General features: G+C 70.1%; 22 protein-coding genes. 13 read left to right on the top strand and 9 right to left on the bottom strand.

Annotation, left to right across the window (positions count from 1 at the left end; genetic code table 11):
* Positions 1–37 precede the first annotated feature (37 nt).
* The 5 genes from ITJ61_RS01145 to ITJ61_RS01125 form a co-directional block, all read right to left on the bottom strand.
* Complete coding sequence (locus ITJ61_RS01145) at positions 38–1,456, bottom strand: amino acid permease (protein ID WP_194685245.1); 1,419 nt, start codon at positions 1,454–1,456, stop codon at positions 38–40.
* Between the two features lie 184 nt (positions 1,457–1,640).
* Positions 1,641–1,973, bottom strand: coding sequence for an L-rhamnose mutarotase (locus ITJ61_RS01140; protein WP_181062915.1), 333 nt, complete (start codon positions 1,971–1,973; stop codon positions 1,641–1,643).
* Between the two features lie 183 nt (positions 1,974–2,156).
* Complete coding sequence (locus ITJ61_RS01135) at positions 2,157–2,957, bottom strand: tryptophan-rich sensory protein (protein ID WP_181057890.1); 801 nt, start codon at positions 2,955–2,957, stop codon at positions 2,157–2,159.
* Positions 2,958–3,130: 173 nt separating this feature from the next.
* Complete coding sequence (locus tag ITJ61_RS01130; protein WP_194685244.1) at positions 3,131–3,655, bottom strand: pyridoxamine 5'-phosphate oxidase family protein; 525 nt, start codon at positions 3,653–3,655, stop codon at positions 3,131–3,133.
* Positions 3,656–3,829: 174 nt separating this feature from the next.
* The gene (locus tag ITJ61_RS01125) at positions 3,830–4,813 is read right to left on the bottom strand and encodes an NUDIX hydrolase (RefSeq protein WP_323744279.1); all 984 of its coding nucleotides are present in this window, start codon (positions 4,811–4,813) and stop codon (positions 3,830–3,832) included.
* A 184-nt stretch (positions 4,814–4,997) separates the two neighbouring features.
* Here ITJ61_RS01125 and ITJ61_RS01120 point away from each other — a divergent pair, with 184 nt between their 5' ends.
* Positions 4,998–5,423 (top strand): hypothetical protein, encoded by a 426-nt coding sequence (locus ITJ61_RS01120; RefSeq protein WP_146081330.1) that lies wholly within the window; start codon positions 4,998–5,000, stop codon positions 5,421–5,423.
* 90 nt (positions 5,424–5,513) lie between these two features.
* On the opposite strand, the gene helR is transcribed toward ITJ61_RS01120, so the two are convergent.
* Together helR and ITJ61_RS01110 are read right to left on the bottom strand one after the other, a co-directional pair.
* Entirely contained in the window at positions 5,514–7,703 is a 2,190-nt protein-coding gene (helR, locus tag ITJ61_RS01115) for an RNA polymerase recycling motor ATPase HelR (RefSeq protein ID WP_194686666.1), read from the bottom strand.
* Positions 7,704–7,752: 49 nt separating this feature from the next.
* Positions 7,753–8,967: an FUSC family protein gene (locus ITJ61_RS01110; RefSeq protein ID WP_194685242.1), complete on the bottom strand. Its 1,215-nt coding sequence runs from the start codon at positions 8,965–8,967 to the stop codon at positions 7,753–7,755.
* Positions 8,968–9,189: 222 nt separating this feature from the next.
* Here ITJ61_RS01110 and ITJ61_RS01105 point away from each other — a divergent pair, with 222 nt between their 5' ends.
* The 8 genes from ITJ61_RS01105 to ITJ61_RS01070 all read left to right on the top strand — a co-directional run bounded on the left by ITJ61_RS01105 (position 9,190) and on the right by ITJ61_RS01070 (position 17,232).
* Positions 9,190–10,200, top strand: a complete 1,011-nt coding sequence (locus ITJ61_RS01105; RefSeq protein WP_194685241.1) for a siderophore ABC transporter substrate-binding protein — start codon at positions 9,190–9,192, stop codon at positions 10,198–10,200.
* Positions 10,201–10,367: 167 nt separating this feature from the next.
* Positions 10,368–11,381: an ABC transporter permease gene (locus ITJ61_RS01100; protein WP_104341156.1), complete on the top strand. Its 1,014-nt coding sequence runs from the start codon at positions 10,368–10,370 to the stop codon at positions 11,379–11,381.
* Positions 11,374–12,423: an iron chelate uptake ABC transporter family permease subunit gene (locus ITJ61_RS01095; protein WP_194685240.1), complete on the top strand. Its 1,050-nt coding sequence runs from the start codon at positions 11,374–11,376 to the stop codon at positions 12,421–12,423. Before ITJ61_RS01100 ends, ITJ61_RS01095 begins: the two co-directional genes overlap by 8 nt.
* A 34-nt stretch (positions 12,424–12,457) precedes the next feature.
* Positions 12,458–13,216 (top strand): ABC transporter ATP-binding protein, encoded by a 759-nt coding sequence (locus ITJ61_RS01090; protein ID WP_194685239.1) that lies wholly within the window; start codon positions 12,458–12,460, stop codon positions 13,214–13,216.
* 54 nt (positions 13,217–13,270) lie between these two features.
* Complete coding sequence (locus ITJ61_RS01085; RefSeq protein ID WP_194685238.1) at positions 13,271–14,224, top strand: ABC transporter substrate-binding protein; 954 nt, start codon at positions 13,271–13,273, stop codon at positions 14,222–14,224.
* Complete coding sequence (locus ITJ61_RS01080) at positions 14,221–15,267, top strand: FecCD family ABC transporter permease (protein WP_323744277.1); 1,047 nt, start codon at positions 14,221–14,223, stop codon at positions 15,265–15,267. The genes ITJ61_RS01085 and ITJ61_RS01080 overlap by 4 nt, the downstream gene beginning before the upstream one ends.
* A complete protein-coding gene (locus tag ITJ61_RS01075; RefSeq protein ID WP_194685237.1) occupies positions 15,264–16,349 on the top strand; it encodes a FecCD family ABC transporter permease in 1,086 nt (361 codons plus the stop codon). The genes ITJ61_RS01080 and ITJ61_RS01075 overlap by 4 nt, the downstream gene beginning before the upstream one ends.
* The gene (locus ITJ61_RS01070; RefSeq protein WP_194685236.1) at positions 16,342–17,232 is read left to right on the top strand and encodes an ABC transporter ATP-binding protein; all 891 of its coding nucleotides are present in this window, start codon (positions 16,342–16,344) and stop codon (positions 17,230–17,232) included. Before ITJ61_RS01075 ends, ITJ61_RS01070 begins: the two co-directional genes overlap by 8 nt.
* Here ITJ61_RS01070 and ITJ61_RS01065 read toward each other — a convergent pair.
* Together ITJ61_RS01065 and ITJ61_RS01060 are read right to left on the bottom strand one after the other, a co-directional pair.
* A complete protein-coding gene (locus tag ITJ61_RS01065) occupies positions 17,229–17,978 on the bottom strand; it encodes a glutamine amidotransferase (protein ID WP_194685235.1) in 750 nt (249 codons plus the stop codon). The genes ITJ61_RS01070 and ITJ61_RS01065 overlap by 4 nt on opposite strands.
* Positions 17,979–18,056: 78 nt before the next feature.
* Positions 18,057–18,725, bottom strand: a complete 669-nt coding sequence (locus ITJ61_RS01060) for a GntR family transcriptional regulator (RefSeq protein WP_194685234.1) — start codon at positions 18,723–18,725, stop codon at positions 18,057–18,059.
* 172 nt (positions 18,726–18,897) lie between these two features.
* Between ITJ61_RS01060 and ITJ61_RS01055 the strand changes: the two genes are divergently transcribed.
* Genes ITJ61_RS01055 through ITJ61_RS01040 form a run of 4 tightly spaced genes read left to right on the top strand, consistent with a single transcriptional unit; the run spans position 18,898 to position 24,427 of the window.
* Positions 18,898–20,190 (top strand): NRAMP family divalent metal transporter, encoded by a 1,293-nt coding sequence (locus ITJ61_RS01055; protein WP_194685233.1) that lies wholly within the window; start codon positions 18,898–18,900, stop codon positions 20,188–20,190.
* Positions 20,191–20,218: 28 nt separating this feature from the next.
* Entirely contained in the window at positions 20,219–21,013 is a 795-nt protein-coding gene (locus ITJ61_RS01050) for a LamB/YcsF family protein (protein ID WP_104341163.1), read from the top strand.
* Positions 21,014–21,017: 4 nt separating this feature from the next.
* Positions 21,018–22,652: a 5-oxoprolinase/urea amidolyase family protein gene (locus tag ITJ61_RS01045; protein ID WP_104341164.1), complete on the top strand. Its 1,635-nt coding sequence runs from the start codon at positions 21,018–21,020 to the stop codon at positions 22,650–22,652.
* The gene (locus ITJ61_RS01040; RefSeq protein WP_228496544.1) at positions 22,649–24,427 is read left to right on the top strand and encodes an acetyl/propionyl/methylcrotonyl-CoA carboxylase subunit alpha; all 1,779 of its coding nucleotides are present in this window, start codon (positions 22,649–22,651) and stop codon (positions 24,425–24,427) included. Before ITJ61_RS01045 ends, ITJ61_RS01040 begins: the two co-directional genes overlap by 4 nt.
* The last annotated feature ends 4 nt before the right edge of the window (positions 24,428–24,431 follow it).

Genomic DNA, 24,431 nt, shown 5'->3' with positions numbered 1-24,431 from the left:
TCCGCCAGCCCTCGGCCACCACGCTCACGAGCGACAGCTAGGGGCGGGCCGACCCCACAGCGTCACGCGCTTCCGCAACGCGCCCCACCCGACGCCTCACGAGCATCCACGCGATGCCGAGAACGACGAACCACACCGGGGTCAACAGCAGCGGCCCCCGAGTGTCGTCGAACATGCCGAGCACCACGAGCATGAAGACGAAGAACCCGAGCACCACCCACGAGAGCGGCACCCCGAAACGCAGCCGGTAGGCGGATGCGGCATGCAGCTCCGGACGGCGGCGCCGGTACACGAGGTACGACGCGAGGATCATCGACCACACGAAGATGAAGAGAATCGACGAGACCGCCGTGACGAGCTGGAACGCGTCGTCGAAGATCAACCCGAGCGATCCGCCCAGCAGCACGACCCCACACGACAGCAGCAGGGCACGGCCAGGCACGGCTGTCCGCGTCAGCTTCCCGAACATCGCGGGAGCCTGCCTCCTCGTCGCGAGGCCGTAGGCCATACGACTCGAAGAGAAGAAGCCGCTGTTCGCGGCTGACACCGCCGACGTCATCACCACGGCGTTGATGAGGGCTGCCGCCCCACCGAGACCGATGAGCAGGAAGAGCGCCACGAATGGGCTCTCGCTCGGGTCGATCTCGCTCCACGGCGTCACGCACATGATGACGCCGAGCGCGAGCACATAGAAGAAGAGGATGCGCATCGGCACCTGGTTGATCGCCTTCGGCAGGTTCTTCTCCGGATCCTTCGCCTCGGCCGCCGTCGTGCCGACGAGCTCGATACCCGCGAACGCGAAGATCGCGATCTGGAAGCCACCAAGGAACCCGATGAGACCGTTCGGGAAGAAGCCGCCGTCGTCCCACAGATGCGCCACGCTCGCCGTATCCCCGTTCGGAGCCGTGAACGCCGTCGCGATGAGGAAGATGCCGACCACGATCAGCCCAAGAATCGTGACCACCTTGATGAGCGCGAACCAGAACTCGGCCTCTCCGAACGCCTTCACGGCGATGAGATTCAACGCCAGCACAAACGCGACCGCGATGACCATCGGCACCCAACCGGGAAGATCCGGCCACCAGAACCTCGCATACGTCTGCACGCCCACCATGTCGGCCGTCGCGATCGAGATGAGACACAGCCAATACGTCCAGCCGATGAAGAAGCGCGCCCATTCACCGAGATAGTCGGCGGCGAAGTCCTGGAAGGTGCGATAGCCGAGATTCGAGAGCAGCAGCTCCCCCATCGCCCGCATCATCACGAACAGCATCGCCCCGACGACGACATACACGAGCAGAATCGACGGGCCAGCCTTATGGATGCCGATGCCGGAACCCAGGAAGAGTCCCGTTCCGATCGCACCGCCGATAGCGATCAGCTGAATGTGTCGGTTGCTGAGACCGCGCTCAAGGGATGGCCCGGCAGTTGGGGAATCGCCTTCGATACCGCTCATGGCCAGAGCCTAGATCCAGTGAGAGGAAAACTCACCAGAAAAGATTGGTGGAGGACTCTGGAATTGCACCAGACAAGGCGTCTCAAGAACGCATCCCCCAAGGATTCGAGTGTAAGCCCATGATCGTTCCGGGAGCAAGTTGGAAACGCCGAGAACGGATGAGAGAACCGGCGCATTCCGCGCGTCAGCCGCCGTGTTTCTGCGCCTCGAGATCCCATACGAGCTCGAGCGGGGAGAAGCCCTCCTCACCATCGGAGTCTCGATACAACTCGACGAAGCGTCCGATGTCCTCCTGCCAGCTCACATTCGCGGGATCGACGTCGAGCGCGGCGATGGCCGCATCCCAGTCATCGCAGATCACGTCGTGGAAGAGCCGATGCCCGGAGCGGAATATCGTCCAGCTACGGATGCCGACCCGGTCGAACGCGGCCATGAGCTCGTCAGGCACGACGGCGTGGGTCGCGCGGTACCCCTCGATCGATCCCGGCTTGATCTCCGAGTGGAGCGCGACCCTCATCGTGGGACTCGCATCCAGCGCTCGCCGCGGGCTGGAGCACACGTCTCGTCTCGAAGAAGGGCTCCATCGGTAGCTTCCATACTCGAATGCTAGCGACATCGTGTCCCGCGGGAGCGCAGCACATGGCACGCAGAATGGCCCAGCCACCGCGGAAGCGGTGACTGGGCCATTCGAGGCAGGGACCTAGGCCAGGGCGGCCTGCTGGTTGCTCGCGTTGCGCGAGTCGATCGACTTGGCGAGCACCCCCGTGACGGCGATGAGGATCGCGACCGCAAGGGCGACGACGCCGACGAGCGTCGACTCGGGCGCATCCGCGAGCCGCCCGAAGCCAACCCAGGCGACACCCCAGATGATGGCCGCTGACACGGCGAGGTTCTTCCATCGCCACACGTAGAACGTCGCGAGTCCGAGGACGGCGACGAGGGCCGCGGTGGTCGAGATCTCGCCGAGCGTGCTCTCCGCAGCCACCCCGGTCGAGACGATGGCCGCCCCGAGGTTCGCGAGGGTCGCAACCGACACCCAGCCGAGGTAGAGGCCGAAGGTCGTGTCGACCGCGAGGCGCTCGCCCCAGTTCTCGGCAGGGCGCGCGGCGATGCGGCTCACCAGCGCGATGCACACGGCGAGCAGCGCGACGATGACGACGACGCTCACCCAGATCAGGCCGAACTGAGTGACAAGGAGCCATCCGGCGTTCAGGAGCATCGACAGCGCGGCCAGCCAGCCCGTGGAGCGAGCCTTGGCCGACGTGGCCTGCTTCGGCAGCCACTGCCAGACGACGTAGGCGAACAGGCCGAGGTAGATGACCGACCAGATCGAGAAGGCCGTGCCGGCCGGGGCGATGAGCGTTGCGTCGGCGGAGAGGTTGCCGCTCGACGACTGATTGACCTCAGTGCCGCCGAAGAGACCCACCCCGTAGAGGGTCCCGACGACGCAGAGGATTCCGGAGACGGTCACGAACAGACGGCGGAGAAGATCGGAGGACATGCAAAGAAGCTAAACGATCTAACTGAATGCGGCGTGGATGTTGACGCTCTCGAGTGCCAGAGGCGATCGATGCGTCGCGGCCACGGCAAACGCCCCCGACCATGAACCGCACCGCGTGGTGCTCGTGGTCGAGGGAGTCAGAGGAGTCCGGCTCCGAGCCGACTCCGCGCCGCTTAGAGCTGGACCTTGCCGCTGTCCCCCTCGATGGGCTCTCCGGAGACCTTCGACTTGATGAAGCTGAAGACCGTCGCGATGCGGCCGCCCGGGGTGTCCCAGTACTCGCCACCGCTCGCCGTGAACTTCAGGACGCCCACGTTCGGGTCCTCGGGTCCGTCAGGGAACCACGCCTCGGCCGCAGGGTTCCAGAGCTCGCGCAGCTTCTCCGGCGCATCCACGACCCCCGCCGTCCCGGAGAGCGAGACCCACGAGTCGTTCGAGCTCAGTGAGACCCCGGCTCGAGCATCCGCTGCGAGGTTGCGGACCGTCGTCGAGTCCTTCTGGATGAGGAACCACAGGTCGCCGTCGAACTCCGCCTCCTGAATCGTGAGCGGATGCGCGACCAGCGACCCCGAGCCCTCGATCGTCGTGAGCATGGCGAAGCTGAACTCCTTGACGAGCTTCGCGATCTTCGCAACCTCGTCGGCATGCGAAGCGTTCGAGTGGGTTCCGTGGCCGTCGTGCGTCGTGTGGTCGGTCATGTGTTGCTCCTCGGGGGATCAGATCGTGCGCGTCGTCGCGCCCGTCGTTGGGCGCTCCCGCTGACGGGACCCGGCGACCGTACGCACGGGGCCTCCGAATCCCCCTCGTGTCTCCCGGATGCCCGCCGTGCACTCCCGGCGCGGCGCCTGGGAGCGAGACGAAAGGCGTGTGCTCTAGCGGCGAGCGCCGTAGCCGATCAGCTCACGCAGCCAGCCGACACCCTTCACGGTCGCGCCGACGGCCGCGACGCGTTCGCTGAGCTCGCGATCGCTCGTGGCGACCGTCACGGTCTCGCCCCCATCGACCCGGCGACGTGCCTCATCGACAATCGCGTCATCCCCTGACGCGCTCGCGCGCACCACTCGAACCTGGGCGTGCTGTGCCTCGTCGTCCGACGGGCCGCGGATCTCCCGCGCGGCGCCCTCGACGACAACCGCGAACTCCGGGAACCAGCTCGTGCCGCCCAGCCCCAAATCTTCGGCCGAGACGCCGGACGTCATCGACGTGGATCCGGACGACGCAGGCAGGGCCGCTCCGGCTCGAGCGAAGGCCTCGACCTTCGACAGCAGCCGCTCGGCTGCGCCCGCACGGTCTCGCCACCAGCCGTCGGGGACCGAGCCGACCACGTTCGCCGCGTCGACGACAACCGCCGGGCGCACCTCGAGGGCGGCCCGCAGCGCAGGCCAGGAGGCTGCGAAGCCGTGGTGCAGCGGCAGCTTGTCCACCTCGTCGATGGGAACCCAGCGCAGCTCGAGGCTCTCCGCGTCGGCGATGACCGGATCGAACGGCTCGACGACGCGAGCGACGAGCGTCGTGTACCGCCAGAAGCCCAGCTCCAGCACGCTCGTGAAGAGCGGCGAGACGAAGCCGCACGGCACACCCGCTTCCTCTGCGGCCTCCCGGAGGGCGCCGACGGCCGGGGATTCGCCCTCGTGCAGCGCCCCGCCCGGGATGCCCCACGTGCCGCCGTGATGGCTCCACTCGGCGCGATGCTGGAGCAGGATGCCGCGCTGCGGGTCGACGGCCACGAGCCCTGCGGCACCGAACCGGCCCCAGTAGCGCTGTCCGGTCTCGGAATACACCCACGCGTCGCCGGGATCGCGCGGCCCATGCAGCAGGCGTCGCGAAACCTGGTTGCCGGCGGGGGAAGTCGTCACCCCGTCAGCTTCACACGGCGCGGCTCCGCTGCCAAGAGCCCAGCCAGACGGGCGTAACAGATGCTCTCGCATGGACCGCGCGGGCGAGGGGCGACTCCGCAGACGCGCGGCCTGTGGACGCGCACCTTCCACAGGCGCGAGGGCAGCGCGGTTCCGGCCCGTTCGTCGCCCGCACACTCGTCGCATGACAGCGATCCCAGCCCCGATGACCGAGCCCATCATCACCGACGAGGAGGTGCTCCGTCACGTGACCGGCCTCGTCGGAGAGGCCTACCGGCGCCAGCTCTGGCTCATGTTCCTCGACGCCGACGACCTCGCCCTCCCAGTGCTCATGCCGATCGAGGCCTACCCGAACAGGCCCACGTATCCGCACCTCGAGAAGATCGCGGGCGCCATCGCCGAGATGGTCGCCGAGCTGCGGGCCGCGAGCATCATCCTCACGTGGGAGCGGCCAGGCCCTGGCGACTCCACGCCAGACGAGCGGCTGTGGGCAGCCGCGCTCGGCATCGCGTGCGAGGTGCGCGAGCTCTCCGTGCGCGCGCAGCTCCTCGCGTCGCGCGAGGGCGTGCGCCACTTCGACAAGGCCGAGTACTTCGCCGTGGCGGCGTGACCGATGCTGACACCCCCTCCGAGGCTGTCGACAGAGGTCACACGCACCGTGGCGGCCGCAGCAACCGCAGCGGCGACACGGCCCGCCGAGTCAGTCGGTGGTCAGCACCACGAGGCGCTGCGTGGCCCGGGTCATGGCGACGTACCGGTCGACGGCACCCTCGATCCCGGTCCCGAACTGCTCGGGATCCACGAGCACGACCAGGTCGAACTCGAGGCCCTTCGCCGTCTCCGGAGTGAGCGAGCGCACCCGGCCTCGGTTGTCGAACTCGACTTCGCTCGGGCCATCACCGCCACCGCTCTCGCTCCCGACGGCCGTGATGACGCAGGCGATTCCCTCGAGGTTCTCGTCCAGCCACGCATCCAGCACCTGCTGGAGGTCAGCGACCGATCCGTGCACGACGGGCAGCCCGCTGCTGCGCACCGACACCGGAACGTTGGCATCCGGGAGCGCCGCCAGGATGACGGGCGCAGCTTCAGCCATGACCTCCTCCGGCGTGCGGTAGTTGATCGTGAGCTGCGCCACCTCGACCTTCGGCAGGCCGATGCCTCGCAGACGCTCCTCCCACGTCTCGCGGAAGCCGTGCCTCGCCTGCGCCCGGTCGCCGACGACCGTGAAGCTGCGCGAGGGGCACCGCGCAAGCAGCATCGCCCACTCGGCATCGGTGAGCTCCTGCGCCTCGTCGATCACCACGTGCGCGAAGGGGCCAGCCAGCTCGTCGAAGTCGACCGGGGGCAGGGAATCCTCGTCGATGAGCGAGTGCTGCGCATCCTCGACCCGGAGCATCGTGACGACACCCTCGCCGTCGTCGTCGCCCTCGATGAGGTTGTCGACCACGTGCGACATGTTCTCCTGCTGCGACACCAGTGCCTCGGCCCGCCGGGCCCGCTGCCGGAACTCGTTCGGGTCGCCCGTGAGTCGCCTCGCCGCGTCGATGAGCGGGAGATCCGAGACGGTCCATGAGCGAGCATCCGCCCGCTGCAGCGCCCGAACCTGTTCAGCGCTCAGCTCTGGGGCGCACCACTGCAGGTACGCCGGCACCGACCAGAGGTCGGCGATCACGGAAGCCGGGTCGAGCAGCGGCCACGCCTTCGCGAACGCGGCCCGCAACCGCTCATCACGCACCAGCGACGCCCGCACCGCGTGCTCGGAAGCCTGCGGCGAGCGCTTGTCGACGAGGAGCCGCAGCACCTCCTCCCACACCTGCTCACGAGCCTCGTTGTGCGTGAGCCCGGGCTCGTACGCCACGAACGCCTCCGCCCAGTCGCGGGCATCCAGGGTCAGCTCCTGCGAGTCCGTCGTCGTCACCGAGAACGGCGCCCGCGGCGGACGCTGGTGGTACCGCACCGCCTTGCCGACGGCCCGCACCAGGTCGAGCGACGACTTCAGCCGGGCGACGGATGCATCGGTCTCCTCCCGCGCGTCGGCTCCCTCCGGGAGCAGGTCGCGGAGCGTGCACAGCTGCACGCTGTCCTCGCCGAGGCTCGGCAGCACGTTCGCCACATAGTTCAGGTACGGGCGGCTCGGGCCCACGAACAGCACCCCGCCGCGCCCCTGCTTGAAGCGGGGGTCCGAGTACAGCAGGAACGCCGTGCGGTGCAGCGCCACAACCGTCTTGCCGGTGCCGGGCCCGCCATCCACGACCAGCGCACCCCGCGAAGGGGCACGGATGATCGCGTCCTGATCGGCCTGGATCGTGCCGAGCACGTCCCGCATCTCCCCCGACCTCGCCGACCCGAGACTCGCGATGAACGACGACTGGTCGTCCAGCGCCACACGCCCGACGAGATCTCCGGGCACGAACACCTCATCCCAGTAGTCGACGACCCGCTCCACGTTCCAGCGGTACCGTCGGCGACTCGCCAGGCCGAGCGGATTCGCGTGCGTCGCCGCGAAGAAGGGCTCAGCCGCCGGCACACGCCAGTCGATGAGCAGTCGACGCCCGGCCTCGTCGGCGAGACCGAACCGGCCGACATACACGTCGGGCGAACCATCCGCCGGCGTCATGCGCCCCAAGCACGCATCGACCCCGAAACGCTCCAGGCCACGCAGCTGCCGCGACAGGCGATGGATCTCCGTATCCCGATCGAGCGCCTGCTGCCCCGCGCCGCCCTCCGTCAGCCGCAGCTCGTCGAGCCGCGCCGCGAGCTCGCCCTTCTGCAGGGCCAGCGCCTCAGCGACCGCAGCGAACTGCTCAGCATCAGCACCCACCAGTTCCGGGTCGGACTTGAAAGAAAGGCGGGGCGGGAGGGCAAAGACTTCAGCAGAAGATGTCACGATCGCTCATTCTGGTGCCTCGACGGGGCCTTGCGGCAAGCCCCCTGGTGATTTATAACTTGGAAGAGGCAGGCAGGCGCTCGAGAACCACCGCGATCGCCACCGCGACAGCCACCCCGATGAGCGTCTCCACACCCCGCTCGAGCAGCAGCTGGCCGGCCGAGACATCCCCCGCGAGGCGCCCCATGACCAGCACAAGCGGCGTCAGGAACAGCAGCCCCAGCGTGTAGTTGCGCACGATGAACAGCTCGACCCCACCCTGCAGGGCGATCACCAGCAGCACCACGACCAGGCCGCTCGGCTCGAACGCCATCAGCACGGCCGCCGCCCCGAGGCCGAGCACCGTCCCCACAAGCCGATGCGTCGCCCGCAGCACTCGATGGAACCCCGTCGCCGCCGACAGACCGGCGATCGCGGACACCATCGCCCAGTACGGATGCCCGATGCCGATCAGCAGCGGAATCGCCCCAGCCACCAGCGTGCCGACCGCGAACATCCACGCACGCCCCAGCGGCGTCGACCTCGCCGGACGAACCGACCTGATCGACCCCGTCGACAGCCTCGCCGGACGAACCGACCTGATCGACCCCGTCGACAGCGAACCCACAGCGGAGGCCCCCGAGGCGGGTGCACCCGTAGCGGAGGCCCCCGAGGCGGCTGGTCCCGAGAAAGCTGGCCCCGGAGCCTGAGCAGGAGCACCGGCCCCGCCGCCAGCAGCGCGCGCCGCTCGGCCCCTGTCCACGAGCTCCCCGACCGCGCCGAACACGAGGCCGAGGAGCAGCGACCACACGGCCGTCACGACGGCCACGCCGAGACCGCGCAGCAGCACCGCCCCGTCCACCGCGAGCGCCGCGATCGCGGCGAGGGCGAAGATCTGGAACATGGGGCCGGGAGGCGCCCACCGCACCCGGTCGCCGAGGAGGGACATGAGGAACGCCCATGCGGCGGCGATGGGCAGCACGAGCAGCCCGCGCTCGGGCGACAAGGAAATGAGCGCACCCACCCCGACGGAGACGAGCAGCGCCCCCGCGGCGATCGACTGCAGCCGGAGGCGAGCGAAGACGTCCAGCCCGCGACCGTAGACGCTCGTGAATGCGCCGAACACGGCGAAGATCGCCAGCTGCATGGATCCGGTCGCCCACAGGAGCACCAGTGGCGCGCCGATCGCCAGCGCAACCCGCAGCGCCACCCAGTGGTCACGTCGATAGGGCCCCATCGTCACGAGGTCGCGCCAGCCAGGAATCAGCTCGTGTCGGGAAAAAGGCATTGCGCCATTATCTCCCCGCCCTGGGGACTTCTCCCCGTCTGCCACCCCTGACCACGGCCCCGAACTTAAGATAGGCTCGCCTTACTCAAAGCCGAGTCGCGTTGGACGTTCAGCGCGACGCGCAGGCTTGGCCCGTCCGCCCCCAAAGCGCCCGTGCGGCCCCTGCAACGGCTCCACTCCCTGTGCGCGCAGCACAGCACATCCCCGAACCGAGGATCCGCCATGCCCGAAACGCTCACGACTTCCACGCGGCGCACGGCCGCCCGCATCCAGGGTGCCGGCCTGCTCGCCATCTCCGCGCTCCTCCTCGCCGGATGCGCCCCAGCGACCACCGGCGCCGCGCCCGAAGAGACCGCCGCTGCATCCGGAACCGTCACCATCACCGACAACCACGGCGAGATCGAGGTTCCCGTCAACCCCGAGCGCGTCATCGCCCTCGACAACACGACGTTCCAGACCCTCAGCGACTGGGGCATCAACGTCGTCGCAGCCCCCAAGCCGCTCATGGAGAGCGTCTGGCCCGACCTCGCTGGCGGCGACGAGGTGCTCGACGTCGGCCTCCACCGCGAGCCAGACCTCGAGGCCGTCATCGAAGCCGAGCCCGACCTCATCATCGGCGGCTACCGCTTCCAGGACTACTACGAGGACCTCAAGGGCATCCAGCCCAAGACCATCGAGATCAACCCCCGCGACGGCGAAGAGGCCACGAGCGAGCTGAAGCGCCAGGTCGAGATCCTCGGCCAGATCTTCGACAAGGAAGCGGAAGCCGCCGAGACGGTCGCCGCGTTCGACACCGCCATCGCCGACGCCAAGAGCGCCTACAACGGCACCGACACGGTCGTCGGGCTCATCACCTCCGGCGGCGAGATCGCCTACGCGGCACCCGGCGAGGGACGCGGTGTCGGCCAGCTCTTCCCCACGATCGGCCTCACCCCCGCCATCGACCAGGCCGCTGAAGACGCCTCCCACGGCGACGACATCAGCGTCGAGGCCATCGCCCAGGCCAACCCCGAGTGGATGATCGTGCTCGACCGCGACGCCGGCACCGGCGAAGAGGGCGCGACGGCAGCAGCCGAGCTGATCGCCGGCGCCGAGGCCCTGCAGAACGTGCCAGCCGTGCAGAAGAACCAGATCGTCTACCTCGACCCGTCCTTCTACCTCGACGAGGGCATCCAGGCCTACACGGGCCTGTACACGGACGTCGCAGCGGCGTTCTCCGGCGCGAGCAGCTAGCCACGCTCCGGGCTCTCGTGCCCCGCCGCTCCCGCGGTGCCCTCGCGGCACCCGAGCGGCGGGGCACGAACCGGCCCCGGGCTCCCCGGGGTCTCCCGCCGCGACAGCCGCGCAATCCGCGGCAGCCGCGCGGCACCCCTCCGCACGTCACCCACGACAGCGAGCGAATGACAGCAACAGCCCCACCCCCAGCAGCGCCGGCGCCCCGAGCCGCGCCGAAGCCGCACGTGCCGCTCCTCAACCGGCGAGGGGCGCTCCCCATCGGCATCGTCACCGTCGCCGGTCTCGCCGTCCTGTCGCTCTTCGTCGGCGCCTACGACATCGCCGGCAACGAGTTCGGCGGCGAGATGATCTGGATCTCCAGGGTCCCCCGCACCGTCTCGCTCGTGCTCGCGGGCTGCGCGATGAGCGTCTCCGGCCTCATCCTGCAGCTGCTCACCCAGAACCGCTTCGTGGAGCCCACGACGACCGGCACCACCGAGTGGTCGGCCCTCGGCCTGCTCGTGAGCTACATCGTCGCCCCGGCGGCCGGCCTCACGACCCGCATGGTCATGGCCAGCGTCTCCGCCTTCATCGGCACCATGGTGTTCCTCGCCGTGCTGCGCCGCGTCGCCCTCCGCTCCGCCCTCATCGTGCCGCTTATCGGCATCATGCTGGGGGCCGTCGTCTCCGCCTTCACGACCTGGCTCGCCATCGAGACGAACTACCTGCAGATGCTCGGCACCTGGTTCATGGGCAGCTTCACGAGCGTCGTCCGCGGCCGCTACGAGGTGCTGTGGATCGTGGCCGTCATCGTCGTCATCGCGTACTTCGTCGCCGACCGCTTCACCGTCGCGGGCCTCGGCAAGGACATCGCCACGAACTTCGGGCTCAACTACACCCTCGTCATGTTCATCGGCACGGCCCTCGTCGCCATCGCCACCGGCGTCACCACCGTCGTGGTCGGCTTCCTGCCCTTCCTCGGGCTCATCGTGCCGAACCTCGTCTCCATGGCGCGCGGCGACAACCTCAGATCGAACCTGCCCTGGGTGTGCGTGCTCGGCGTCGGCATCATCATCGTCTGCGACATCATCGGCCGCGTCATCCGCATGCCCTTCGAGCTGCCCGTCTCCATGATCCTCGGCATGGTCGGCGCCGCCGTCTTCATCACCCTCCTGCTCCGGATGCGCCGCAATGGCTGAGACCGTGCCCCGCTTTCCGAGATCCACGTCCCGTCGCATCGGCGACCAGGTCAGCGACGCCAGCCGCCCCGCGAAGGCTCCCCGACTGTGGCTGCGCTTCAGCATCCTCGGCGCCCTCGTCATCCTCGCCGCCGTCGGCGTCCTCACCTACGACATCGCCATGGACCCCGGCAGCCGCGGCTTCTGGCTCGCCGTGAACCTGCGCGTCGTGACCGTCGCGACCGTCATCGTCGTCGCCGCCTGCCAGGCCGTCGCGACCGTGCTGTTCCACACCGCGACCGGCAACCGCATCCTCACCCCCTCGATCATGGGGTTCGACGCGATCTACGTCGTCTTCCAGACCGCGCTCGTGTTCTTCCTCGGCGGCGCCGCCCTCGCCTCCACCGACGGCCTGCCCAAGGTGTTCCTGCAGAGCTTCCTCATGGTGGGCTTCGCGACGCTGCTCTACACGTGGCTGTTCTCCGGCAAACGCGGCAACCTGCACATCATGCTGCTCATCGGCGTCGTCTTCGGGGTGGGCTTCGGCTCGCTCTCCACCTTCATGCAGCGCCTCCTCACCCCGAGCGAGTTCGACGTGCTCTCCGCGAAGCTCTTCGGCAACCTCAGCAACTCGAACCCCGAGTACCTGCCGTGGGCTGCGCTCATCATCGCGGTCGTGCTCGCCTTCATCTGGCGCACCCGGCACACCCTCGACGTGCTCGCCCTCGGCCGCGACACCGCCGTCAACCTCGGCGTCGCCTACAAGCGCAAGGTCACGGTGCTCCTCATCCTGACGGCCGTGCTCATCTCCATCTCGACCACCCTCGTCGGCCCCATGACGTTCTTCGGGTTCATCGTCGCGACCCTCGCCTACCAGCTGACGGGCTCCTCCCTGCACAAGCACGTCATCCCGTTCGCGATGCTGCTCGGCATGCTGACGCTGCTCGGCGGCTACTTCGTGCTGCGCCACGTGTTCTACGCGGCCGGGTCCCTCTCGATCATCATCGAGTTCGTCGGCGGCCTGTTCTTCATCGTCTACCTCCTCCGCAAAGGTGCACTGTGACTCCGACTGGCTACCTCCTCCGAAAGGGTGCTCTGTGATCTCGCTCTCGAACGTCACCAAGACCTACGGCAAGACCACCGTGCTCGGCCCCGTGACCCTCGACATCCCGGCTGGCGGCATCACGGCGCTCGTCGGGCCGAACGGCGCAGGCAAGTCGACGCTCCTCACGATCGTCGGCAGGCTGACGGATGCGAGCACCGGCACCGTCACCGTTGGCGGACACGACGTCACGAAGGCCAAGAGCCGCGACCTCGCGAAGGTCGTCTCGATCCTCCGCCAGGAGAACCACTTCGTCACCCGGCTCACGGTGCGCGAGCTCGTCGGCTTCGGCCGCTTCCCCCACTCGCAGGGGCGCCTCACCGCCGACGACAAGGTGCACATCGACCGGGCCATCGAGTTCCTCGACCTGGCGGCACTCGAGCACCGCTACCTCGACCAGCTCTCCGGCGGGCAGCGCCAGCGCGCCTACGTCGCCATGGTGCTCGCCCAGGACACCGACTACATCCTCCTCGACGAGCCCCTCAACAACCTCGACATGAAGCACGCCGTCGCCATGATGGGCCAGCTGCGCCGCGCCGCCGACGAGCTCGGGAAGACGTTCGTCATCGTCATCCACGACATCAACTTCGCGGCCGCCTACGCCGACAACATCGTCGCCCTCACCGACGGCCAGCTCGCGCACTCCGGCAGCCCCAGCGAGCTCATGACCACCGAGACGCTCGAGCAGGTCTTCGGCACCCCCATCCAGGTGCGCCACGACGGCGACTACCCGCTCGCCGTCTACTACCGGTAGGCACTCGCCGCAGCGCATCCCCCTCCCAATCCCACCCCACGGAAGTCGTTCACCATGCACACACGCACCACACGCACCACACGCAGAGCCGCAACGCTCATCGCCTCCGCAGCCCTCACGGGCCTGCTGCTCGCCGGATGCTCGGCCGGAGCCGCGGACGCCCCGACCGCGGGAGACGCGGAGGGCAGCGCATCCGGGACCCGCTCCGTCGAGCACGCCCGAGGCACGGCTGAGGTCCCGAACGACCCCCAGCGCGTCGTCGTCCTCGAACCCGTCGAGCTCGACACTGCCGTGGCCCTCGGCGTCACCCCAGTGGGGGCAGCAGTCGCGAGCAACGTCGCCGGCGTGCCCGAGTACCTGGGCGTCGACGGCGTCGAGCCCGTCGGTACGGTGCCGGAGCCCGACCTCGAGGCCATCGCCGCCCTCAAGCCCGACCTGATCCTCGGCACGGAGTCGCGGCATTCGAAGCTCTACGAGCAGCTCGGAGCCATCGCCCCCACCGTCTTCATGGCAAGCCAGGCCGACCCGTGGCAGGAGAACGTCCTCCTCATCGGCGAAGCCCTCGGGCAGCAGGACGAGGCACAGGAGCTGCTGACCGGCTTCAACGACCGCTGCGAGGAGATCAAGACCGAGTTCGGCGTCGACGGCAAGACCGCCAACCTCATCCGCCCTCGTGACGAGACGACGCTCAGCCTCTACGGCCCGACCTCGTTCGCCGGCGGCGCGCTCGAATGCGCCGGCCTCACCATCCCCGAGCAGGAATGGGAGGACGGACTCCAAGCCGACCTCTCCCCCGAGAACATCCTCGACGCCAAGGCCGACTACGTGTTCGTGACGACCGCCGACGTCGACGACGCATCCACCATCCCCGCCGCGATCACCCAGAACGCCGCCGAGTTCCCCTCGGTGACCCTCGTCGACACCAGCTACTGGGTGTCCGGCGTCGGCCCCAAGGGCGGCGCGCTCGTGCTCGACGACATCGAGCGCTTCCTCGAAACCCAACGGTGACGCTCCTCCACACCGATCGCACCCCGGCTCGACTCAGGGCGGGGCCACGAGCGCGCGCAACCACCGGCGCCCTCGTGCTCCTCGGCCTGCTCGTGACCGCAGCGGCGCTCTCCCTCATGCTCGGCTCCAACGCGCTCGCGCCGCACGTCGTGCTCGACGTGCTGCGGGGCGGCGGCTCCTCCGAAGCGCGCTACGTCGTCGCCGAGCTCCGGGTGCCGCGCACGGTCACGGGCATCGTCGTCGGCATCGCCCTCGGCGTCGCCGGATCCCTCATCCAGGCCTTCACCCGCAACCCGCTCGCCGACCCCGGCATCCTCGGCGTCAACGCCGGGGCCGCATTCGCGATCGCCATCGGAGTGGCGTTCCTCGGGCTGCGAGACATCTCGTCGTTCGTGTGGCTGGGGTTCCTCGGCGCCCTCATCGTGACCGTCGCCGTGTACCTCATCGGCTCCTCCGGCCGGGGCCCCGCCGACCCCATCCGCCTCACCCTGGCCGGGGTGGCCCTCGGCGCCGTGTTCTCGGGGATGACCACCGGCATGACCCTCAGCAACCCGGACGCCTTCGAGCGGATGCGGTCCTGGAACGCCGGCTCGCTGCTCGGCCGCGGCTTCGACGTCCTGCTGCCCGTGCTCCCCTTCATCGCGCTCGCAGTGCTCGGGGCCCTCCTGCTCGCCCCCGGCCTCAACGCCCTCGCCCTCGGGGAGGACGTTGCCCGCTCCCAGGGCGCCAACGTCGGCGCGATCCGAGTCGGCGTCATCCTCGCCGTCACCGTGCTCGCGGGGACCGCGACCGCACTGGCCGGCCCCATCTCGTTCATCGGCCTCATGGTGCCGCACGTCGCACGGTGGCTGTTCGGCGTCGACCAGCGGGTCATCCTCGTCATCTCCGTGATCCTCGCCCCCGTCATCGTGCTCCTCTCGGACGTGCTCGGCCGCGTCCTCATCGCGCCCGCTGAGATCCCCGTCGGGATCGTCACGGCGTTCGTCGGAGCCCCGATCCTGATCGCCCTCGCCAGACAGCGGAAGGCGAGCACCCTCTCATGACAGCGCCCCACACCCCGACCCCCACCGAGGACCGCCTCGAGTCCGTCGACCTCGGCTACCGGCAGCTCCGCCTCGGGGCCGGCCCCATCGCCGTCTCCGTCCGCCTGCGCAGCGCGATCGTCGGTGCGGCCGTGGCCGCGGCCGTGCTGGTCCTCGGAATCCTGGGCCTGGGGCTCGGCACGTATCCGCTCAGCCCCGATGCCGTCGTCCGCGCCCTGCTCGGCGGCGGCGACGCACTCGACCGCACCGTCGTCTACGAGTGGCGACTCGCTCGGGTCATCGCGGCCATCACCCTCGGAGCCTTCCTCGCCGTCGCCGGCGCCCTCTTCCAGACGGTCACGAGGAACCCGCTCGCCAGCCCCGACATCCTCGGCCTCTCCAACGGCGCCTTCACGGGCATGCTCGTGAGCGTCGTCGTGTTCTCCGCATCCTGGCCGCTCATGACCGCCGGCGCGGTGATCGGCGGCCTCCTCACGGCCCTCGTGATCTGGGCGTTCGCGCATCGCGGTGGCGCGCAGGGGTTCCGCCTCATCGTGATCGGCATCGGCGTCTCGGCCATGCTCGCCTCCGCGAACACGTGGATGCTGCTCGAAGTCGAGCTCGAGACCGCCATGTTCGCCTCCGCGTGGGGCGCCGGCACCCTCAACGGCGTGACCGGCCCGCCCCTCGCCGGCGCGATCGCCTGCGGCATCCCGCTGTTCGCCGTGCTGCTCTTCCTCGCCCCGCAGCTGCGTCAGCTCGACCTCGGTGACGACGTGGCCGCCGCGACCGGCGCCAGGCCGCAGCTCGTCCGCGCGCTTGTCCTGCTCGCCGCGGTCGGCCTCGTGTCGATCTCGACCGCCGTCATCGGCCCCGTCGCCTTCATCGCCCTGGCGGCTCCCCAGATCGCGCGCCGCATCGCGCGCACCCCGTACCTGTCGCTGCCGCTCGCAGCGCTGGTCGGGGCCCTGCTCCTCCTGGCCTCCGACCTCATCGCCCAGCACGTCCTTCCCGTCACACTGCCGGTTGGGGTCGTGACGGTCTCAGTCGGCGGCCTCTACCTCGTACTCACCATCGTCCAGGAGATCCGCCGCCGTGCCTGAGCACCAGCCACCACCCACCGCCCGCACGCACCGAGAGCGCGCCACGCTCCCCGCCTCGTCGCGTCTCAGCGCCGAGGACATCACCCTCGGCTACGACGGCAGACCGATCATCGAGCACCTGAGCGCCGAGATCCCCGACGGCTCCTTCACCGTCATCATCGGCCCGAACGCGTGCGGCAAGTCCACACTGCTCCGCGGCCTGTCCCGCCTGCTCGCGCCGGACGCCGGCCGGGTCGTGCTGGACGGGAAGGCCATCACGAGCATGCGGGCGAAGGACGTCGCCCGCCGCCTCGGCCTGCTGCCGCAGTCGGCCCTGGCCCCGGATGGCATCACCGTCGCCGACCTCGTCGGCCGCGGCAGATTCGCGCACCAGCGTCTCCTGCGCCAATGGTCCGAGTCCGACGAGCGAGCGGTCCGCGACGCCCTCGACGCGACAGGCACCCTGCCGTTGGCGTCGAGACGGGTCGACGAGCTCTCCGGCGGCCAGCGCCAGCGGGTCTGGGTCGCGATGGTCCTCGCGCAGGAGACCGAGCTCCTCCTGCTCGACGAGCCGACGACGTTCCTCGACATCGCGCACCAGGTCGAGCTCATGGAGCTCTTCGCGCACCTCAACCGGCAGGGCCGCACGATCGTCGCCGTGCTGCACGACCTCAACCACGCCGCGCGCTACGCCGATCACATCATCGCGATGCGCGACGGGCGCATCCTCGCCTCCGGCACACCCCGCGACGTCGTGACGAGCGAACGGGTCGAGGAGATCTACGGCCTGCCGAACGTCGTCATCGAGGACCCCATCACGGGCGGGCCGCTCGTCGTGCCGCGCGGGATGCCCCACCCTCGCTCGACGGAGAGCGCACGGGAGGGCACGGGCTCCCCGGCCTAGTTCCCGCTGGCGTCGTTCCCGCCGGATTCGGTCACGCTGGCGTCGAGGGGATCGAGCGCGTCGATCCAGCCACCGACGACGGTCCGCGCGGCGGCCGTGAGGCGTGGGGCGAACGCGAGCGCATCCGCGCGGATCGCCCGCGGGTCGAGCTCGTGGATGGCCAGCTCGTAGGCGTTCGCGATGAGCCAGGTCTCGACCATCCGCGGGTCGACCTCGAGGTGGAACTGCAGTCCGAGAAGGTTCCGGCCCGCAGCGAACGCCTGGTTCGGGAAACCGGGGGTCTCGGCGAGTCGCTCGGCTCCGGCGGGGATCTCGAACTGGTCGCCGTGCCAGTGCAGCACCGGCACGTCGGCGAGGCCGCCCAGCACCGAAGCTGCCCCATCCGGGGTCAGCGTGAGCGGAGAGAAGCCGATCTCGACTCGCCCCGTCGGCGCGACCGCCGCGCCCATGGCTGCCGCCATGAGCTGGGCCCCGAGGCAGACGCCCAGCGTGGGCCGGTCTCTTTCGACGCGAGCCCTGATGGCGGTGATCTCGGGGGTCAGGAACGGGTACCGCTCCGCATCCCCCACCCCGATCGGCCCGCCGAGCACCACGACGAGGTCGGCGTCGACGAGCAGCTGGGCAGTGATCTCGTCCTGCCCGGCCTCGAGGTAGCGGATGTCGTAGCCGCGCTCCGTGAGCACGTCACGAAGCAGCCCGAGGTCCTCGAAGACGACGTGGCGGACGACCAGAGCGGTGAGGGACACGGCGGGCTCCTTGGGGTTGGGTGCGACTCGAGGCGACGAGTCGGGCGTCGGTGCAGGGCGTGGGGTCAGGGCGCTAGGTCAGAGCGTCGGCGCCGGGGCGATGCGCGCGTAGGCGGCGAGCACGGTGCGCTCGGAGCGCACGAGGTACTCGTCGAGCGCCGCCGCCGCCTCGTCCGTATCGCCGGCGAGGTGGAGCTCAAGCACGCGCTGATTGAGCTCGATGTAGGGCGCGTGCAGGTACTCGAGGTCCTCGAGGAAGCCGAACGCGAGCCGCAGCTCCGCCGAGACGTTCGCGTAGACGCGGTCGAGGCGCTCGCTGTCCGCGAGCGCGACGATCGCCGTGTGGAACGCCATATTGGCGGTGCCGACCGCCGCCCAGTCGCCGGCCTCTCGCCCTCGGATGGCGTGCTCGACGGCCTCGCGCATCCGCGTCCCGGCCGGGTGCCGCCCCGGGGCGGCGCGCAGGGCCTGCACCTCGATCATGCGCCGGACCCGGTAGATGTCGAGGATCGAGGCCAGCGAGGGGATGGCCACGAAGACGCCCGCGTTGGGGCGCCGGGTGAGCAGCCGCTCCGCCGTGAGCATGCGGAAGGCCTCGCGGAGGGTGTTGCGCGAGACGTCGAGTCGCTCGGTCATGGCGCTCTCCGAGAGGCGCTGCCCTGGGACGATCTCGCCCGTGACGATCATCTGGCGGAGGCTCGAGGCCGCCCGTTCCGCCCTGTCGAGGGTCTCGTCGGCTGCGTTCACGCTTCGCACTCTACCGGCGGCGCTCTGCGGCGACCCGTTGCACGAAATATGCCCGATACATCTTGTAACAAGACATTTACGCGTCTATCGTTGAACAATCTGTTGCTCAGCGTTGAACAACCGTAGGGTTGCCGCAATCACTCGCTGCTCCCCTACCGAACTGGAACGAGTCATGACCTCCACACCTCCTCCCGCTTCCCCGGCGTCCCCAGCGTCCGGCTCTTCTGCCGCCGACGAGGCGAGCACCCCCGAGAAGCTCAAGCAGTACGCCAAAGCCCGTCGCACCTCGCTGGTCGGCGCGCTCTTCCTCATGGCCACCTCGGCCATCGGCCCCGGCTTCATCACCCAGACGGCGACCTTCACCCAGCAGCTCGGCGCCGCGTTCGCCTTCGGCATCCTCATCTCGGTACTCATCGACCTCGCCGTCCAGCTCAACATCTGGCGCATGATCACGCTCTCCGGGAAGCGCGCGAGCGCCCTCGCCAACGACGCCCTCCCCGGCAGCGGCTATGTGCTCGCCGTGCTCATCGTCATCGGCGGCCTCGTCTTCAACATCGGCAACATCGGCGGCGCCGGGCTCGGCCTGAACGTGCTGCTCGGCCTCGACGTCAAGGTCGGCGCCGTCATCAGCGCCGCCATCGCGATCGCCATCTTCCTCATCAAGCGCGCCGGCATCGTCATGGACCGGGTCGTCATCGTGGCCGGCGTCGCGATGATCCTGCTCACCGTCATCGTCGCCATCGTCGCGCAGCCGCCCATCGGCGACGCACTCCGCCAGACCGTCCTCCCCGACACCATCAACTTCGCGACCATCACGACGATCGTCGGCGGCACCGTCGGCGGGTACATCGTCTACTCGGGGGCGCACAAGCTGCTCGACTCCGGCAACGCCGGACCTGAGCACATCAAGGAAGTCAACCGCGCGGCCGTGACCGGCATCCTCATCACGGGCATCATGCGCTACGTGCTGTTCCTCGCCATCCTCGGCGTCGTCGCGAGCGGCGTCGTGCTCGACACGACCCTCAACCCGGCAGCAGACGCCTTCCAGGCAGCAGCCGGCGAGGCCGGCTTCCGTATCTTCGGCGCCATCTTCTGGCTCGCCGCCCTCACGAGCATCATCGGCGCCGCCTACACCTCGGTGTCGTTCCTCCCGGTCTTCTCGAAGCGCATCGCGGGCCGCACCGCCGACTTCTGGACCGTCGGCTTCATCCTCTTCTCGCTGGCCATCTACCTGTCGATCGGCACCCCGCCCGCGACGCTCCTCGTGTTCGTCGGCGGCTTCAACGGCCTCATCCTGCCGATCGGCCTCACCCTGTTCATGTACATCGGCTGGTTCCGCCCGTCGAAGCTGGGCGGCGCGAAGTACCCGAAGTGGCTGCTCATCGTCGGCACGCTCGCGACGCTCATCACCTGGTACATGGCCGTCAACGCGGTCGGACCGATCTTCGACCTCCTCAACACCTGATCCGTATCCCGAGCGAAAGGCTGACCACATGAACGCACGCTCCATCGACCTCAACAGCGACCTCGGCGAGGGCTTCGGCCGCTGGACACTCGGCGACGACCAGGAGATGCTCGGCATCGTCACGAGCGCGAACGTCGCCTGCGGCTTCCACGCCGGCGACCCGCGCGCCATCCGCGCCACCGTCAAGGGGGCGGCGGATGCGGGGGTCGCGATCGGCGCGCACGTCGGCTACCGCGACCTGGCCGGCTTCGGGCGCCGCAACATCGACGTCGCCTCCGACGACCTCGTCGCCGATGTGGTCTACCAGATCGGCGCCCTGCAGGCACTTGCTGCCGCCGAGGGGACCAGCGTGAGCTACGTCAAGCCGCACGGGGCTCTCTACAACACGATCGTGCACGACGAGCGGCAAGCGGCGGACGTCGTCGAGGCCGTGCGCCTCGTCGACCCGAGCCTCGTGCTCCTCGGCATGCCGGGCTCGGCCGTGCTCCGCCTCGCCACCGAGGCGGGCATCCCCACCGCGATCGAGGCCTTCGCCGACCGCGCCTACACGCCGCAGGGCACGCTCGTCTCCCGTCGGGAGCCCGGCGCCGTGCTGCACGACGTCGACGAGGTCGCGAAGCGCATGGTGCGCCTCGCGACCGAGGGCCTGCTGGAGGCGATCGACGGCAGCACGCTCGAGCTGCGGGCCGACTCGATCTGCGTGCACGGCGACAGCCCTGGGGCCACCGACATGGCGAGGCAGGTGCGGCTCGCGCTCACGGAGGCCGGCGTGGAGCTGCGCCCGTTCGCAGCCGCCCCGGCAGCCGCCGGAAAGCTGGCCTGACCCCATGAGAGTCCTCACCGCCCGCGACGACGCGGTCCTCATCGAGTGCAGCAGCCTCGACGAGACGATCGCGCTCTTCGACGCCCTGACCGCACTGCGCATCCCCGGTGTCGGCGAGATGGTGCCGGGTGCGCGCACCCTGCTCGTCCCGTTCCGGCCAGCCCGGGTCACCGCCGAGGAGATCGAGGCCGCCGCGGCGGCAGCCGACCTCAGCGGCGTGCGCACGGGAGAGCCGAGGCGCCTCGAGATCCCGACGCGGTACGACGGTGAGGACCTCGCGGAGGTCGCCGAGCTCCTCGGCATCTCCGCCGACGAAGTCGTGCGCCGCCACACGAGCTCGACCTTCACGGTCGGGTTCGTGGGCTTCGCTCCCGGCTTCGCGTACCTGACCGGCGACGACCCCGTGCTCGACGTGCCGCGCCGGTCGACGCCCCGCACGCGCATCCCCGCGGGTTCCGTCGCGCTGGCAGGCACGTACAGCGGCGTCTACCCGCGCGAGAGCCCCGGCGGGTGGCAGCTCATCGGCACGACCGAGGTGCCCATGTGGGACCTCGACCGCGACCCGGCCGCGTTCATGGCGCCGGGAGACCTCGTCACGTTCAGCGTCGCCGCCGCGACCGAGCGGGCGCGCTCGACCCTGAGCGCTGCCAGGGCGAACGCGCCCCGGGAAGCTGAATCCGAGCGTCCCAGGGGCAACGCCGACCGCGGGTCCGCCCTCGAGGTGCTCTCCCCCGGCCTGCAGACCCTGTTCCAGGACCTCGGACGCGACGGCTATGCCAGCATGGGCGTCTCCGCCTCAGGGGCACTGGATGCGCCAGCCCACCGCCAGGCGAACCGCCTCGTCGGCAACACCGCGGCAACCGCCACCCTCGAGGTCGCCTACGGCGGCCTCGTGCTGCGGGCACGCGGCCCGCAGGTCGTCGCAGTGACGGGCGCCGACGTGCCCCTGACCGTGTCCGGCGCCCTTCCCCGCACCGCCCCGTTCGGAGCGGCGTTCGCGCTGGACGACGGCGACGAGCTGCAGCTCGGCTCCCCTGCCGCCGGAGTACGCAGCTACCTCGCGGTGCGCGGCGGGTTCGACGCGCCCCCGGTGCTCGAGAGCCTCGCGACCGACCTCCTCGCGGGGCTCGGCCCCGACGCCCTGCAAGCCGGAGACGTGCTCGGCGTCCTCGCGCCGCACGCCACCCTCGTCGCTGCGAGCCCCGTCGCGGATGCCCAGCCGCGGGAGCTTCCCCGGGCCGGCGGTGACACCGTCGAGCTGCGCATCGTGCTCGGCCCCCGCGACGACTGGTTCTCGGCCGAGGAGATCGAGCGTTTCACGAGCCAGGACTGGCACGTGACGCCACAATCGAACCGGGTCGGCGTGCGACTCGACGGCGACGCCCTCACCCGAGCGAAGAGCGGCGAGCTGCCCAGCGAGGGCTGCGTCAGCGGGGCGATCCAGATGCCCCCGAACGGGCAGCCGGTGCTCTTCCTCGCCGACCACCCCCTCACCGGCGGCTACCCCGTGCTCGGGGCCGTCATCACCGATGACCTGCCCCTCGCGGGCCAGCTGCCCGTCGGCGCCGCCGTGCGATTCCGCATCGTGGCACCACGCACCCACACCCCACGCACCCAGACTCCAGGAGAACTCCGATGACCCGCATCACCAAGGTCCTCATCGCGAACCGCGGCGAGATCGCCGTGCGCGTCGCCCGCGCCTGCGCCGACTACGGGGTCGCCTCCGTCGCCGTGTACGCCGACGGCGACGCCGATGCGCTCCACGTGCGCCTCGCCGGCGAGGCGGTGCCGCTCGAGGGCGCGACGTCGAAGGAGACCTACCTCGATGCCGAGAAGCTGCTTGCTGCCGCGACGTCGACGGGCGCCGACGCCGTGCACCCGGGCTACGGCTTCCTCTCCGAGAACGCCGAGTTCGCGCGTGCCGTCGAGGGGGCGGGGCTCGTCTGGATCGGCCCGTCACCCGAGGCGATCGAACTGCTCGGCGACAAGATCTCGGCCCGCCGCCTCGCCGAGCAGGTCGGCGCGCCACTCGTCGCCGGAACCAGCGGCCCCGTCGACTCCCCCGCAGAGGCGAGCGCCTTCGCGGAGGAGCACGGCCTCCCCATCGCGATCAAGGCCGCGTTCGGGGGCGGTGGCCGCGGCCTCCGCGTCGCGCGCCGCCTCGACGAAGTCGAGGAGCTCTTCGCCGCCGCCGGGCGAGAAGCCGTCGCCGCCTTCGGCCGGGGCGAGTGCTTCGTCGAGCAGTTCCTCGAGTCGCCGCGCCACATCGAGGCGCAGGTGCTCGCCGATGAGCACGGCAACGTCGTCGTCGTCGGCACCCGCGACTGCTCGCTGCAGCGCCGCAACCAGAAGCTCGTCGAGGAGGCACCTGCCCCCTTCCTGACCGCGGAGCAGCGGGAGCGCATCCACACCTCGGCCCGCGACATCTGCGCGGCCGCCGGCTACCGCAGCGCTGGCACCGTCGAGTTCCTCCTCGACGCGAACGGCGTCATCTCGTTCCTCGAAGTCAACACGCGCCTGCAGGTCGAGCACCCCGTCACCGAGGAGACCGCTGGTGTCGACCTCGTCGTCGAGCAGCTCCGCATCGCCGACGGGCTCGCGCTCGACGCAGCCGAGTTCACGCCCCGCGGGCACTCGCTCGAGTTCCGCATCAACGCCGAGGATCCGGCGCGCGGCTTCCTCCCGGGGCCGGGCACCATCTCGCTGTTCCGCGCACCGTCCGGACCGGGCGTTCGCGTCGACTCGGGGGTCGAGACCGGCTCCGTGGTCTCCGGCCAGTTCGACTCCATGCTCGCGAAGCTCATCGTCACCGGCGCGACCCGCGAGGAGGCGCTGCGCCGCGCGCGCCGCGCCCTCGCCGAGTTCGAGGTCGAAGGCGTGCCGACGGTGCTGCCCTTCCACCGTGCGGTGCTCGAGGACCCGGACTTCATCGGCGGCGAGAGTGCCGACGGCGTTCCCGGCTTCGGCGTGCACACGCAGTGGATCGAGACGACCTTCGCCGAGCGGGTCCCCGAGCAGGCGCTCGCCGTCGAGCCGAGCGACCCCTCCGTGGTCTCGACGTGGGTCGAGCTCGACGGCCGCCGCGTCGCCCTCCGGCTCCCCACGGCGCTCTTCGCCGCTGGCGGCTCGGCTGCCGCGGCGTCGCCTGCCGGTGCGGCAGGTTCTGCAGGGGCAGCGGATGCTGGCAGCGAGTCCGGCTCGTCGGTCACGGCCCCCATGGCGGGCACGCTCCTGCGCTGGCTCGTGGAGGACGGCGCCGAGGTCGAGGCGGGGACCGCCGTCGCCGTCGTCGAGGCCATGAAGATGGAGACGCCCGTTCAGGTCACGGCCGCTGGCGTCCTCCGCCAGCGCACCGAGGCGGGGAGCCCCATCGCAGCTGGCGAGGTGCTCGCGGAGCTCGCGGCGGCAAGCTGATCTC

Origin of the sequence: Pseudoclavibacter sp. VKM Ac-2888, assembly GCF_015351285.1 — a bacterium.
Taxonomy (GTDB): Bacteria; Actinomycetota; Actinomycetes; order Actinomycetales; family Microbacteriaceae; genus Pseudoclavibacter.
The sequence above is the reverse complement of the archived record's forward strand: the minus strand, read 5'-3'. Positions and strand labels throughout refer to the sequence as shown.

Bases quoted from the DNA above. Each gene is read 5' to 3' on its own strand.
- ITJ61_RS01145 (WP_194685245.1), bottom strand. From the start codon at position 1,456: ATGAGCGGTATCGAAGGCGATTCCCCAACTGCCGGGCCATCCCTTGAG.
- ITJ61_RS01140 (WP_181062915.1), bottom strand. From the start codon at position 1,973: ATGAGGGTCGCGCTCCACTCGGAGATCAAGCCGGGATCGATCGAGGGG.
- ITJ61_RS01135 (WP_181057890.1), bottom strand. From the start codon at position 2,957: ATGTCCTCCGATCTTCTCCGCCGTCTGTTCGTGACCGTCTCCGGAATC.
- ITJ61_RS01130 (WP_194685244.1), bottom strand. From the start codon at position 3,655: ATGACCGACCACACGACGCACGACGGCCACGGAACCCACTCGAACGCT.
- ITJ61_RS01120 (WP_146081330.1), top strand. From the start codon at position 4,998: ATGACAGCGATCCCAGCCCCGATGACCGAGCCCATCATCACCGACGAG.
- ITJ61_RS01110 (WP_194685242.1), bottom strand. From the start codon at position 8,967: ATGCCTTTTTCCCGACACGAGCTGATTCCTGGCTGGCGCGACCTCGTG.
- ITJ61_RS01105 (WP_194685241.1), top strand. From the start codon at position 9,190: ATGCCCGAAACGCTCACGACTTCCACGCGGCGCACGGCCGCCCGCATC.
- ITJ61_RS01100 (WP_104341156.1), top strand. From the start codon at position 10,368: ATGACAGCAACAGCCCCACCCCCAGCAGCGCCGGCGCCCCGAGCCGCG.
- ITJ61_RS01095 (WP_194685240.1), top strand. From the start codon at position 11,374: ATGGCTGAGACCGTGCCCCGCTTTCCGAGATCCACGTCCCGTCGCATC.
- ITJ61_RS01085 (WP_194685238.1), top strand. From the start codon at position 13,271: ATGCACACACGCACCACACGCACCACACGCAGAGCCGCAACGCTCATC.
- ITJ61_RS01075 (WP_194685237.1), top strand. From the start codon at position 15,264: ATGACAGCGCCCCACACCCCGACCCCCACCGAGGACCGCCTCGAGTCC.
- ITJ61_RS01055 (WP_194685233.1), top strand. From the start codon at position 18,898: ATGACCTCCACACCTCCTCCCGCTTCCCCGGCGTCCCCAGCGTCCGGC.
- ITJ61_RS01050 (WP_104341163.1), top strand. From the start codon at position 20,219: ATGAACGCACGCTCCATCGACCTCAACAGCGACCTCGGCGAGGGCTTC.
- ITJ61_RS01045 (WP_104341164.1), top strand. From the start codon at position 21,018: ATGAGAGTCCTCACCGCCCGCGACGACGCGGTCCTCATCGAGTGCAGC.
- ITJ61_RS01040 (WP_228496544.1), top strand. From the start codon at position 22,649: ATGACCCGCATCACCAAGGTCCTCATCGCGAACCGCGGCGAGATCGCC.